A 12,531-nucleotide genomic window follows, 5' to 3' on the forward strand; every position below is an offset into this window, starting at 1 on the left:
GTACGTGATACCGGAATGACCATGCCCGGCTCCTCCGCCCCTGCTGAAGCGATCCCGCTCCTCGCCCGCCTGCGCGCCCTGCCCGGCGCCAGCTACTGGGGCGCCGTCGGGCTTGTGCTGGCCTCGCTGGGGCTGAGGTTGCTGTTCGCCCCCATCCTCGCCAACGGCTACGGCTTCCTGCTCTTCTATCCGGCGGTGATCCTGTCGGCCTACTGGCTGGGCGGACGGCCGGCCCTTCTGGCCACCGCCCTGTCCGCCGCCATGGTCTGCGCCTTCGGCCCGACCCCGCTCAGCTTCCTCGACGACGGCCGCGCCCTGCTGTCGCTGGCCTTCTTCCTGATCTCCTCGATCCTGCTGGTGCATGTCCTGTCCAGCATCCGCGAGCGGTTCAGCGACCTGGCCGCCAGCCATGCCCGCGTCGAGGCCCTCGCCACCGGTCAGGCCGAGCTGTTTCGCGAACACGCCCAGCGCACCACCGACCATCTGCAGCTGATCTCGGCCATCCTGCAGATGCGGGCCTATGGCGAAGAGGATCCGATGGCCGCCCAGGTGCTGAACAACGCCGCCTCCCGCACCCTGCTGATCTCCCGCACCCACCGCGCCTTCACCGGCGACGAGACGCGAACCGTCGAGTTCGAGGCCTTCGGCCGCCGTCTTGCGGACGTCGTGGCCCGGCGTGGCGGACTGGACGCGGACCGGGTGGTCTTCGGCGCCTCCGGGGTCGCGGTGCCGGTCGAACAGGCCACGGCGCTGGGCCTGGTGCTGCTGGAGTATCTGACCACCCTCACCGCCTGCGAGCCCCAGCCGCGCCTGCTGGTCCTGCTGGAGGCCCGGGAGAACGGCCGCGTCCTGTCCCTGATCGCCTCGGGCGCCGCCGGCATCCCCGCGCCCCGCGACATGGCCCTGATCGAGGCCATGACCGAACAGCTGGGCGGAACCCTGAAGGTCAGCCGCGGCCCGACCGGCTGCGACCTGCGGCTGGCCTTCCCCGCCGCCCTCCAGCCCCCGCCCCGCTGGGAGCCCCTGAACTTCAGCCTGCACTGACCCCTGCACTGGCCAACGAAAAGGGCGCCGGACGGTCTCCCGTCCGGCGCCCCGATCGTCAGCCCCCGCTGTCGATCAGCAGCTGTAGTACATGTCGAATTCGACCGGGTGCGGGTGCAGTTGCAGCCGCGCGACTTCTTCCGACTTCAGCTCGATGTAGCTGTCGATGAAGTCGTCATCCATGACGCCGCCCTTCTTCAGGAAGGCGCGGTCGGCGTCCAGGCTGTCCAGGGCTTCCTTCAGCGAGCCGCAGACTTCGGGGATGTTGCCACGCTCTTCCGGCGGCAGGTCGTACAGGTTCTTGTCGGCGGCCGCGCCCGGGTCGATCCGGTTCTCGATGCCGTCCAGGCCCGCCATCAGCAGGGCCACGAAGGTCAGATAGGGGTTGCCCATCGGATCCGGGAAACGGGCTTCGATGCGCTTGGCCTTCGGCGAGTTGACGAAGGGGATGCGGATCGAGGCCGAGCGGTTGCGCGACGAATAGGCCAGCTTGACCGGCGCTTCATAGCCCGGGACCAGACGCTTGTAGGAGTTGGTCGTCGAGTTCGAGAAGGCGTTGATGGCCTTGGCGTGCTTGATGATGCCGCCGATGTACCACAGGCATTCCTGCGACAGGCCGGCGTACTTGTCGCCGGCGAACTGGGGCTTGCCGTCCTTCCAGATCGACATGTGGACGTGCATGCCCGAGCCGTTGTCGCCGAACATCGGCTTGGCCATGAAGGTCGCGGTCTTGCCGTAGGCGGCGGCGACGTTGTGGATCACGTATTTGTAGAGCTGCAGGCGGTCGGCCATGGTCAGCAGGTCCGAGAATTTCAGGCCCAGCTCGTGCTGCGCCGGCGCCACCTCGTGGTGGTGCTTCTCGGGGTCGAGGCCCAGGTCCTTCATGACCGACAGCATTTCACCGCGCAGGTCCTGGCCCGAGTCGACCGGGTTCACCGGGAAGTAGCCGCCCTTCGGCCCCGGGCGGTGGCCCATGTTGCCTTCCGAATATTCGGCGCCCGTGTTGGCCGGCAGTTCGGTCGAGTCATAGGTGTAGCCGGTGTCGTGCGGCTGGGTGGACCAGCGCACGTCGTCGAAGATGAAGAACTCGGCTTCCGGGCCGAAATAGACGGTGTCGCCCACGCCGGCCGACTGGACATAGGCCAGGGCCTTCTTGGCCATCGAGCGGCTGTCGCGGTTGTAGGATTCGCCGGTGTCCGGGTTCAGCACGTCGCAGAACAGGAACAGGGTCGTCTGCTGGTAGAAGGGATCGATGTAGGCGGTCTTCAGGTCCGGCTTCAGCAGCATGTCGGACTCGTTGATGGCCTTCCAGCCGGCGATCGACGAACCGTCGAACATCGTGCCTTCCTCGAGGAACTCCTCGTCGACCATGTCGATGTCGAAGGTGACGTGCTGCAGCTTGCCGCGCGTGTCGGTGAAACGAAGATCGACGTAGCGGACGTCTTTCTCCTTGATGTCCTTAAGGATCTTGCCGGCGTCGCTCATTCTTCGAGAGTCCTGTTTCTTATAGGGAGGATCGTCACGACCGGCCCGGAAGGGCCGACCGGTAGCTGGGGTGATCAGACCGCTTGCGCGCCCGTTTCACCGGTTCGGATGCGAATGACGTCCAGGACGTCAGACACGAAAATCTTGCCGTCGCCGATCTTGCCGGTGCGGGCGGCGGTCTGGATGGCCTCGATCACCGAGGGGGCCAGGTCGTCGGAGACCACCACCTCGATCTTGATCTTGGGCAGGAAGTCGATGACGTATTCGGCGCCGCGATACAGCTCCGAATGGCCCTTCTGGCGGCCATAGCCCTTGGCCTCGAGCACGGTCATGCCCTGGACGCCCGCGTCCTGCAGGGCCTCTTTCACTTCATCCAGCTTGAAGGGCTTGATGACGGCTTCAATCTTTTTCATCGACGTTCCCGGGCGGGCTCTTGAATGCCTCGCGCTCGGGCACCAAAGGGACATTGCATTGCACAATAAGGCAAGCCCTTTTCGATCGCAGACGCCATCCGTGAACGGAGAAGACGCGAAGTGAACGCCCCGACCCCGCCCGACCTCCACGAGGACTGGCGCAAAGCCCTGCCCTGGCCCGATGTGGACACCCACAAGCACGCGCGGGGACGGCTGGGAGTCGTGTCCGGCAAGGCCAGCCAGACGGGCGCCGCGCGGCTGGCGGCGCGGGCCGGACTGCGGATCGGCGCGGGCGTGGTGCGAATCCTCTGCCCGCCCGATGCGGTCCCGGTCATCGCCTCGGCCATCGAGGCCGTCATGGTCACCCCCTTCACCACGGACGAGGCCCTGGCCGCCGCGGCCCGGGAGAAGGACGCCATCGTCATCGGCCCCGCCGCCGGGGTGAATGACGCCACCGCGGCCAATGTCCGCGCCCTGGCCGAGACCGGCGCGGCGCTGGTCATCGACGCCGACGGCCTGACCGTCTTCAAGGACTGGCCGGAGGAGCTGTTCGGCCTGCTGGACCGCGACGACGTGCTGACCCCGCACGAAGGGGAGTTCAAGCGCCTCTTTCCCGGCCTGCTGGAGCTGGGCCGCGAGCTCGCCGCCATGGAGGCCGCGCGCCGCGCCGGGGCCGTGGTGGTGCTGAAGGGGGCCGAAACCCTGATCGCCGCCCCGGACGGCCGACTGGCCCACAACGACAACGGCGTGCCCTGGCTGGCGACGGCGGGCAGCGGCGATGTGCTGGCCGGGATGATCGGCGGCCTGATCGCCCAGCGGATGGACAGTTTCGACGCCGCCCGCGCCGCCGTCTGGATGCACGCCGAGGCCGCCCGCCTGTTCGGTCCGGGCCTGATCGCCGAGGACCTGCCCGAGCGGCTGCCGCAGGTGCTTTCGACCCTTTACGCCCAGCGAAGCTGAAAGAGTTGATCGGCCCGCGACCCCGGGTCCGGTTCAAATCGTCACCGAACGAGCCTAACAGGGCGCCATGTTGATCGTCCTCTCACCGGCCAAGCGGCTGGACTTCACCGAAGCCGACCCCGCCCTGCCCGCTTCCGAGCGCCGCTTCCGCGAGGACACGGCCTCCCTGTCCAAGACCGCCCGCGCCCGCACCGTGGCCGAGCTGCGCAGCCTGATGAGCATTTCGGACGATCTGGCCCGGCTGAACCGCGAGCGGTTCCAGGCCTTCCAGCCCGCCTCGCTGGACGGGGTGCAGGCCGCCTTCGCCTTCGCCGGAGACGTCTATGAGGGCCTGCAGGCCCGCACCCTCGATGTGGCGGGTCTCGACTATGCCCAGTCGCACATCCGCATCCTGTCCGGCCTCTATGGCCTGCTGCGCCCGCTGGACCGCATCCAGCCCTATCGTCTGGAGATGGGCACGCGGCTGAAGACCCGTCGCGGGTCGAGCCTGTACGACTTCTGGGGCAACCGCATCTCCCTGTGCCTGAACGCCGACGCCGAGGGCCAGCCGGATCAGACGCTGGTGAACCTGGCCAGCCAGGAATATTTCGGCGCCGTGGACGCCAAGGCGCTGAAGCTGCCGGTCGTCACCCCCCATTTCTACGAGGAGAAGGACGGCGAGCGCCGGATCATCTCCTTCCACGCCAAGCGCGCCCGCGGGACCATGGCCCGCTACGCCGTGGACCAGCGGATCGAAACGGCCGAAGACCTCAAGGGCTTCGACCGCGACGGCTACCGCTTCGACGCCGCCGCCTCGACCGAGACCGACTGGATATTCACCAGATCGGGAAATTCTTGAGCGGACCGCTCGTCATGGCGTATGACCGGCGGTAGAGTCGCAAAGACCTCCAACGGGGAAACGAAATGTTCCAGTGGCCCAAGCGCGGTGAAGCCTCCTCCGGCGAGAGCGCGCCGTTCCGCGATATCGGCGACCTGAAGGGCCAGGTGGCGGTCATCTCCGGCTCCACCTCGGGCATCGGGCTGGCGCTGGCGAAGGCCGTGGCCAGCCGCGGCGGCGATGTGGTCATCAACGGTCTGGGCGACCCGGCCGAGATCGAGCGCACCCGCGCCGAGATGGAAGCCAGCTGCGGCGTCCGCGTCCGCTATCACGCCGCCAACATGACCCGGGGCGAGGAAGTCGCCGACATGGTGGCCTACGCGAAACACGAGCTCGGCCGCGTCGATATCCTGGTCAACAACGCCGGCATCCAGCACGTCGAGGCCGTCGAGAAATTCCCCGCCGACAAGTGGGAGCAGATCATCGCCATCAACCTGTCGTCGACCTTCTATGCGACGCGGGCGGCGATCCCGATCATGAAGGCGCAGGGTCGCGGCCGGATCGTCAACATCGCCTCGGCCCACGGTCTGGTCGCCAGCCCGTTCAAGTCGGCCTATGTCGCCGCCAAGCACGGCGTCATCGGCTTCACCAAGACCGTCGCCCTGGAGCTGGCGCAGGACAACATCACCTGCAACGCCATCTGCCCCGGCTTCGTCGAGACGCCGATCGTCTCCAAGCAGATCGACGATCAGGCCCGCACGCGCGGCATGTCGAAGGAGCAGGTGCTGAAGGACGTCATCCTCGGCTCCCAGCCGACCAAGAAATTCGTCACCACCGACCAGCTGGCGGGGATGTTCCTCTATCTGGTCAGCGACCTCGGCGCCTCGGCCAACGGGGCCAGCTTCTCCATCGACGGCGGCTGGACCGCCCAATAGGCCTGAAGGGAGGCCGGCCCCTGACCGCACGCAAGCCCTCCTCCCGCCCGACCATCTCCCTCGCCCTGCAGGGCGGCGGCGCCCACGGCGCCTTCCAGTGGGGTGTGCTCGACCGTTTGCTCGAGGACGGCCGACTCGACGTCCGCGCCGTCACCGCCGCCTCGGCTGGGGCCATGAACGGCGCCGCCCTGATCAGCGGGCTGGAGGCCGGCGGCCCGGACGCCGCCCGCGCGCAACTCGACAAGCTCTGGCGCGAGGTGAACCAGTCCGGCGGCCGCAACGTCTTCGGCGACAGCGCCATCTGGAGCCAGGCCCTGACGCCCGGCTGGCTCAAGGACACCGGCCTGTGGCGCACGGGCGAGAACCTCGCCCTGTCGATGAGCCCCTACCAGTTCAATCCCTTCAACCTGAACCCGCTCAAGCGCGTCCTCGACAACGCCGTCGACTTCGACGCCGTCCGCAGCTCTGACATCCGCTTCTTCGTCTCGGCCACGGCGGTGAAGCAGGGCCGCGCCCATGTCTTCCGCACACCCGAGATCACGCCGGACGTCCTGCTGGCCTCCTCCTGCCTGCCGCACCTGTTCCAGGCGGTCGAGATCGACGGCGAGCCCTACTGGGACGGCGGCTATCTGGCCAATCCGGCCCTGTGGCCCCTGATCCATCCGGACACGCCCGACGACATCCTGATCCTGCCGCTCAACCCCTTCGTCCGCGAGGAGACGCCCCATGCGGCCGGCGAGATCATGGACCGCCTGAACGAGATCGTCTTCAACGCCCCTCTGGTCTCGGAACTGCGCGCCTTCGCCCTGCTCCAGTCCCTGATCGCCGAGGGCCAGCTCCAGCCCGGCGAACGCCACCGCGTCCAGGCCATCCGCATGCACGCCATCGAAAGTGACCGCTGGCTGGGGGCGCTGTCGCTGGGCTCCAAGTTCGATACGGAGTGGACGTTCCTCAACCGGCTGAAGGGCTATGGCCGGGAAGCGGCGGAGGCGTGGCTGGCGGAGTGTTTCAACGCGGTCGGCGAGCGGTCCAGCGTGGATGTGAAGGCGCGGTTCCTCTAACCGATATGCCCCGCCGCCCGGCTCAGCCGGTCGTTGATCGCCTCGCCCAGCCCTGTCTTCGGGATCGGCGACACGGCGATGCCCGCAGGCTTCTCGCGGTCCGCTTCCCTCAGCCGGCGGAACAGGTTGGCCGCCGCCTCGCGCAGGTCGCCGGTCGGGCTCAGGCTCCAGCGCGGATCCCCCACCCCCGGCCCGAAGCCCAGCAGCAGTTCGCCCCGGTGCAGGGTCGTCACATTGATCCGCACCGGCGCATCCGGGGCGTAGTGCAGGGTCAGGCGGCCGGGCGATCGGTGCCCCTCCCCGCCCGTGTCGAGCGGACCGACCACGGCCTCCAGCTCCTCGCGGGTAACCGAGCCGGGGCGCAGCAGGCTGACCTTGCCGTCCAGCACCGAGACCACCGTGCTCTCCACCCCGACGGCGCAGGGCCCGCCGTCCACGCCCTCGGCGGCGGCGAAGCCGGTCTCGTCCATGGCGTCCTGGAAGGTGGTCGGGCTGGGCCGGCCCGAGCGGTTGGCCGAGGGCGCCACCACGGCCCCGCCGAACAGGTCCAGCACCTCGCGCGCCCGCGCATGGCCCGGCACGCGCACGGCCACGCTGTCCAGCCCGGCCCGCGCCAGATCACAAACCGCCTCGCGGTCCCGCACCGGCGCGACAATCGTCAGCGGCCCGGGCCAGAAGGCCTCGGCCAGCTTGCGCGCATTGTCGTCGAACAGGGCGATCCGCTCGGCGCCCGCGGCATCCGCAACGTGTGAAATCAACGGGTTGAAGCGCGGCCTTCCCTTGGCCTCGAAGATGGCCGCGACCGCCTTGGCGTTCGACGCATCCGCCCCCAGCCCATAGACGGTCTCGGTCGGCAGCAGGATCAGCCGACCGTCCGCCAGCGCCCGGGCGGCGGCCTCCTCGGCGCCGTGATCCCGTTCCGTCATGCCGTCCGACCCGTCCACGCGTCTGAAGCCCTCATACTGAAGTCGCCGGTCATGTGCGCCTCCGGACACGCGGTGCGCAACCCCCGCAGCGTCACGACGCCCTCTTCCCTTCCGTCGCGGCACAGGTCCAGACTCACCCCGTTCCGTCGCGCCCCTTGCAGAGAGGCGGTCGCCGGGGCCATGACCTCCGTATCGTACGCCAGCCCGGACTTCCGATGACCTACCGCGCCCCGATCCGCGATCTCGCCTTCGCCCTGCAAGCCGTCGCCGGCATTGATCAGGTCGCCGCCACCGGCGCCTTCCCCGACTATGACGCCGACCTGATGGGCGCCGTGCTGGAGGCCGCGGGCCAGTTCTCGGAAGAGGTGCTCGCCCCCCTGAACCGCGTCGGCGACCAGAAGGGCTCGGTCTGCAAGGACGGCAATGTCACCCCCGCCCCCGGCTTCTCGGACGCCTATCGCCAGTTCGCCGCCGGCGGCTGGACCGGCCTGACGGCCCAGGCCCACTCGGGCGGCCAGCAGCTGCCCAAGGCGCTGGAGCTGGCGGCCTATGAAACCGTCCACGCGGCCAACATGGCCTTCGGCCTCTGCCCCATGCTGTCGCTCGCCGCCATCGAGGCGCTGGAGGCCGTCGGCACCGACAGCCAGAAGGAGACCTACCTCACCAAACTGGTCTCCGGCGAATGGACTGGCGCCATGGTCCTGACCGAGCCGGGCGCGGGCTCGGACCTCGGCGCCCTGACCGCCACCGCCGTGCCGAACGGCGACGGGACCTACAAGGTCACCGGCCAGAAGATCTTCATCACCTGGGGCGACCACGACGCGACGGACAACATCGTCCATCTGGTCCTCGCCCGCCTGCCCGACGCCCCCGCCGGGCCCAAGGGCATCAGCCTGTTCCTGGCGTCGAAATACCACGTCAACGCCGACGGCTCGCTGGGCGAGCGCAACAGCTTCTATCCGGTCAGCGTCGAGCACAAGCTGGGCATCCACGGCTCGCCCACCTGCGTCATGGCCTATGAGGACGCGACCGCCGAACTGGTCGGCCAGCCCAATCAGGGCCTCGCCCACATGTTCGTCATGATGAACGCCGCCCGCCTCGCCGTCGGCGTCGAGGGCGTCGGCATCGCCGAGCGCGCCTACCAGCACGCCCTCGCCTACGCCCAGGAGCGCAAGCAGGGCCGCAGCGTCTGGACCGGCGTGGCCAACAGCCCGATCGTCGATCACCCGGACGTCCGCCGCACCCTGTCGGTGATGAAGGCCAAGATCGCCGCCGCCCGCGCCATCTGCCTGTCGACCGGCGTCGCCGCCGACCTGGCCCGCCACGCCGCCACGGAGGACGAGCGCCGCCAGTGGAAGGGCCGCGAGGACCTGTTCACCCCCATCGCCAAGGCCTGGTCCACCGATGTCGGCTGCGAGGTCGCCTCGCAGGGCGTTCAGGTCCACGGCGGCATGGGCTTCATCGAGGAGACCGGCGCGGCCCAGTACTACCGCGACGCCCGCATCGCCCCGATCTACGAAGGCACCAACGGCATCCAGGCCATGGACCTGGTCGGCCGCAAGCTGTCGCAGGACGGCGGCGCCTCGGCCAAGGCCCTGATCGCCGACTTCAAGGCGACCCTGGCTGACCTGCCCCGGCTCTACGCCGGCAAGCCGGTCGAGCGTTTCGCCAACGCCGTCGAGGCGGTCGAGGACGCCACCCTCTGGCTGCTGGACGCCAAGGCCGATCCGGCCCGCGCCGCCGATGTCCTGGCCGCCGCCGACGCCTATCTGAAGCTGCTGGGCGACGTCACCGGCGGCTGGATGCTGGCCAAGGGCGCCCTCTGGGCCAAGGCCGAACTGGACGCCGGAAACGGCGACCCCGTCTGGCTCAACGGCAAGCTGGCCCTTTATGAGGTCTACGCCGCCAACGTCCTCGGCCACGTCTCCAGCCGCCTCGCCGCGGTGGGTCAGGGCGGCGCGCTGCTGGAACGGATGAGCGTGGACGTGCTGGTGGGCTGAGTTCCCGCCCCCGTCACCTCTCCATTCGCCCTCAAGCGAATGGAGAGGACAGATCGACGCCCATACGTCCAAATCTGACGCACCGGCATGCGATCCTGTCCTGATGGACCTCGCCGCCCGCTTCCACAGCCAGTGCGCCGACCTCCGGGACAAGCATCGCTTCGCCCGAGCGCAGCATGCCCTCGCCCGTCGTCAGGGCGACACCCGCCGCGTCCGCTCTTTCCATCGCGTGATCGTCAAATGCCTGCGCGCCCTGCGTTTCGCCGCCCGCATCGAGGCCGGCAAGGCGGGGAAATGGGTCTTCGACGACAGCCTGTGCCGGCCCCATCCGCACTGTTCGCACCCGATTTTTTCCGGCGGGTCGGAAAATACGTGCGACGCCGCGCCGCCGCCCGCCGCCCCGGGAACCAACCGCCGCCGCACCTTCCGCGAACGGCTCCGACGATGGTGAAGCTACGGTTTCACCCTCATCTCCACTGCTATCGTCATCCCGGGGGCGCGAAGCGAACCCCGGGACCCAGCGGCGCGCGTGAGCGCGAAGGTGTCGGGAGCACCGGTGTTTCGCCGCCGTCGCGGCGCCGCTGGGTCCCGGATCGCGCGCCCGCTACGCGAGCGCTTGTCCGGGATGACGATAGCGGCGGGGAAGCCGTTGACGCCCCCCGCGACCACGCCCAAGGTCCGCCGTCCAACGGGGAGCCCCTCATGAATCGCCGCGACCTGATCGCCACCTCCGCCGCCGCTCTGGCGGCGTCCGCCCTCCCCGCCATGGCCAAGACCAAGACCCCTGCCGGAGCCTCGATGTCCAACGCGCCCGTTCCCCCTGTCGCCAAGAAGATCCCCGTCACCATCGAGCAGCTCGGCCGCACCCGGACCGACGACTATCAGTGGATGAAGGACGACAACTGGCAGCAGGTCCTGCGCGATCCGTCGATCATCAAGGCCGACGTGAAGGAGCATCTGGACGCCGAGAACGCCTATCGCGAGGCCATGATGCGCTCGACCGAGCCGCTCCAGCTCGAGCTGTTCGAGGAGATGAAGGGCCGCATCAAGGAGGACGACAGCTCCGTCCCCCTGCCCGATGGCCCGTGGGAATATTACGGCCGCTTCGAAGCCGGCCAGCAGCACCCCCTCTACTGCCGCCGTCCCAAGGGCCAGACCACCGGCGAAGTCGTCCTGCTGGACGCCAACAAGCTGGCCGAGGGCAAGGCCTACTCCTCCGTCGGCGACACCCAACACAGCCGCGACCATACGCTGTTCGCCTATGCAGAGGACGCCCAGGGCTCGGAAGTCTACCGCATCTACGTCAAGGACATCGCCAGCGACGCCTTCCTCGGCGAGACGATTGAAAGCGCCATGGGCGGCTTCGTCTTCTCGGCGGACGGCCAGTGGATCTTCTGGATCAACCGCGACGACAACGGCCGCTCGGACAAGATCCTGAAGCGCCTGGTGCGCGGCGGCGATATCACCACCGTTTACGAGGAGCCGGACGACGGCATGTACATGGGTCTGGGCGCCACCGCCGACGACAGGTTCATCCTGATCACCTCGGCCAACGGCGAACAGTCCGAGGCCCGCTACGTCCCCGCCGACCAGCCCGAGGCGACCCCGGTCGTCATCGAACCGCGCCGCGAAGCCGTCCGCTATGACGCCGATCACTGGGGGGACCGCTGGGTCATCCGCACGGATGCCGATGGGGCTGTGGACTTCAAGATCGTCACCGCCCCGACCGAGGCTCCGGGCCGCGCCAACTGGACCGATCTGGTGCCCTTCACCGAAGGCCGCCTGATCGAGTCGATCGTCCCCTACGCCGGCCATCTGGCGCGGGTCGAGCGCTATGACGCCAACACCCGGATCGTCATCCGCACCCGCGCGGGCGAGGAACACGCCATCGCCGTGGACGAGCCGGCCTATGTGCTGGGGCTGCAGGGCACCTATGAGTACGACAGCCCCATGACCCGGTACGGCTACAACTCGCCGTCCACGCCCAGCCAGACCTTCGACTACAACATGGAGACGCGCGAGCGGACCCTGCGCAAGACGCAGGAGGTGCCGTCCGGCCACAACATCGACGACTATGTGGTCGAGCGGCTGAACGCCCCGGCCTCGGACGGCGCGCTCGTGCCCATCACCATCCTGCGTCGCAAGTCGACGCCGGTGGACGGCTCGGCCCCGGTCCTGCTGTACGGCTACGGCTCCTACGGCATTCCCATGGGCGCGGGCTTCAACACCAATCGCCTGTCGCTGGTCGATCGCGGCTTCATCTACGCCATCGCCCACATCCGGGGCGGCTCGGACAAGGGCTGGGGCTGGTTCCTGGCCGCGCGCCGGATGACCAAGAAGAACACCTTCACCGACTTCATCGCCGCCGCCGAGCACCTGATCGAGCGGAACTACGCCCGCGCCGGCAACATCGTCACCCACGGCGGTTCCGCCGGCGGCCTCCTGATGGGCGCGATCAACAACATGCGTCCGGACCTCTGGGCCGGGGTCATCGGCGATGTGCCCTTCGTGGACGTCATCAACACCATGTCGGACACCAGCCTGCCGCTGACGCCGGGCGAGTGGCCCGAGTGGGGCGATCCGATCACCGACCCGGCCGCCTACGACTACATGATGAGCTACAGCCCCTACGATCAGGTCGAGCCCAAGGCCTATCCGGCCGTGCTGGCCACCGGCGGCCTGTCCGACCCCCGCGTCACCTACTGGGAGCCGGAGAAGTGGGTCGCCAAGCTGCGTCCGGCCACCACCTCGGGCAAGCCGGTCCTGCTGAAGATCAACATGACCGCAGGCCACTTCAGCTCGTCGGGCCGGTTCGACTATCTGAAGGACATCGCCGTGGTCTACGCCTTCGCCATCTGGTCGATCCGGAAGGGCTGGGAGCAGGCCTGAT

General features: G+C 68.7%; 11 protein-coding genes. 8 read left to right on the forward strand and 3 right to left on the reverse strand.

The features are described 5' to 3' along the window. The first annotated feature begins 15 nt into the window (after positions 1–15). On the forward strand, positions 16–1,044 hold the full coding sequence (locus ACFQQC_RS15595) for a DUF4118 domain-containing protein (RefSeq protein WP_376863427.1): 1,029 nt from the start codon (positions 16–18) through the stop codon (positions 1,042–1,044). A gap of 75 nt (positions 1,045–1,119) precedes the next feature. Here the strand turns inward: ACFQQC_RS15595 and glnA are convergent, their stop codons facing one another. Together glnA and ACFQQC_RS15605 are read right to left on the reverse strand one after the other, a co-directional pair. Then, positions 1,120–2,529 (reverse strand): type I glutamate--ammonia ligase, encoded by a 1,410-nt coding sequence (glnA, locus tag ACFQQC_RS15600; protein ID WP_376863428.1) that lies wholly within the window; start codon positions 2,527–2,529, stop codon positions 1,120–1,122. Positions 2,530–2,603: 74 nt separating this feature from the next. Then, the gene (locus ACFQQC_RS15605) at positions 2,604–2,942 is read right to left on the reverse strand and encodes a P-II family nitrogen regulator (protein WP_291835915.1); all 339 of its coding nucleotides are present in this window, start codon (positions 2,940–2,942) and stop codon (positions 2,604–2,606) included. Between the two features lie 120 nt (positions 2,943–3,062). Here ACFQQC_RS15605 and ACFQQC_RS15610 point away from each other — a divergent pair, with 120 nt between their 5' ends. From ACFQQC_RS15610 to ACFQQC_RS15625, 4 genes are all read left to right on the forward strand, one after another. After that, positions 3,063–3,902 (forward strand): NAD(P)H-hydrate dehydratase, encoded by an 840-nt coding sequence (locus ACFQQC_RS15610; RefSeq protein ID WP_376863429.1) that lies wholly within the window; start codon positions 3,063–3,065, stop codon positions 3,900–3,902. A gap of 67 nt (positions 3,903–3,969) precedes the next feature. Further along, entirely contained in the window at positions 3,970–4,740 is a 771-nt protein-coding gene (gene yaaA, locus ACFQQC_RS15615) for a peroxide stress protein YaaA (protein ID WP_376863430.1), read from the forward strand. 65 nt (positions 4,741–4,805) lie between these two features. Beyond that, a complete protein-coding gene (locus ACFQQC_RS15620) occupies positions 4,806–5,654 on the forward strand; it encodes a 3-hydroxybutyrate dehydrogenase (RefSeq protein WP_376863431.1) in 849 nt (282 codons plus the stop codon). Positions 5,655–5,656: 2 nt separating this feature from the next. Beyond that, on the forward strand, positions 5,657–6,715 hold the full coding sequence (locus ACFQQC_RS15625; protein WP_376863763.1) for a patatin-like phospholipase family protein: 1,059 nt from the start codon (positions 5,657–5,659) through the stop codon (positions 6,713–6,715). Here ACFQQC_RS15625 and ACFQQC_RS15630 read toward each other — a convergent pair. After that, complete coding sequence (locus ACFQQC_RS15630) at positions 6,712–7,641, reverse strand: L-threonylcarbamoyladenylate synthase (protein ID WP_376863432.1); 930 nt, start codon at positions 7,639–7,641, stop codon at positions 6,712–6,714. The genes ACFQQC_RS15625 and ACFQQC_RS15630 overlap by 4 nt on opposite strands. Positions 7,642–7,856: 215 nt before the next feature. On the opposite strand from ACFQQC_RS15630, the gene ACFQQC_RS15635 reads away from it, so the two are divergent. The 3 genes from ACFQQC_RS15635 to ACFQQC_RS15645 all read left to right on the forward strand — a co-directional run bounded on the left by ACFQQC_RS15635 (position 7,857) and on the right by ACFQQC_RS15645 (position 12,530). Beyond that, positions 7,857–9,641: an acyl-CoA dehydrogenase gene (locus tag ACFQQC_RS15635; RefSeq protein WP_376863433.1), complete on the forward strand. Its 1,785-nt coding sequence runs from the start codon at positions 7,857–7,859 to the stop codon at positions 9,639–9,641. Between the two features lie 103 nt (positions 9,642–9,744). Next, the gene (locus ACFQQC_RS15640) at positions 9,745–10,092 is read left to right on the forward strand and encodes a hypothetical protein (protein WP_376863434.1); all 348 of its coding nucleotides are present in this window, start codon (positions 9,745–9,747) and stop codon (positions 10,090–10,092) included. 251 nt (positions 10,093–10,343) lie between these two features. Then, positions 10,344–12,530 carry a S9 family peptidase gene (locus ACFQQC_RS15645; protein ID WP_376863435.1) on the forward strand — a complete coding sequence of 729 codons (2,187 nt, stop codon included), beginning with the start codon at positions 10,344–10,346 and terminating at the stop codon, positions 12,528–12,530. Position 12,531 lies beyond the last annotated feature (1 nt).

Origin of the sequence: Brevundimonas sp. GCM10030266, from assembly GCF_042666595.1 — a bacterium.
Classification (GTDB): Bacteria; Pseudomonadota; Alphaproteobacteria; order Caulobacterales; family Caulobacteraceae; genus Brevundimonas.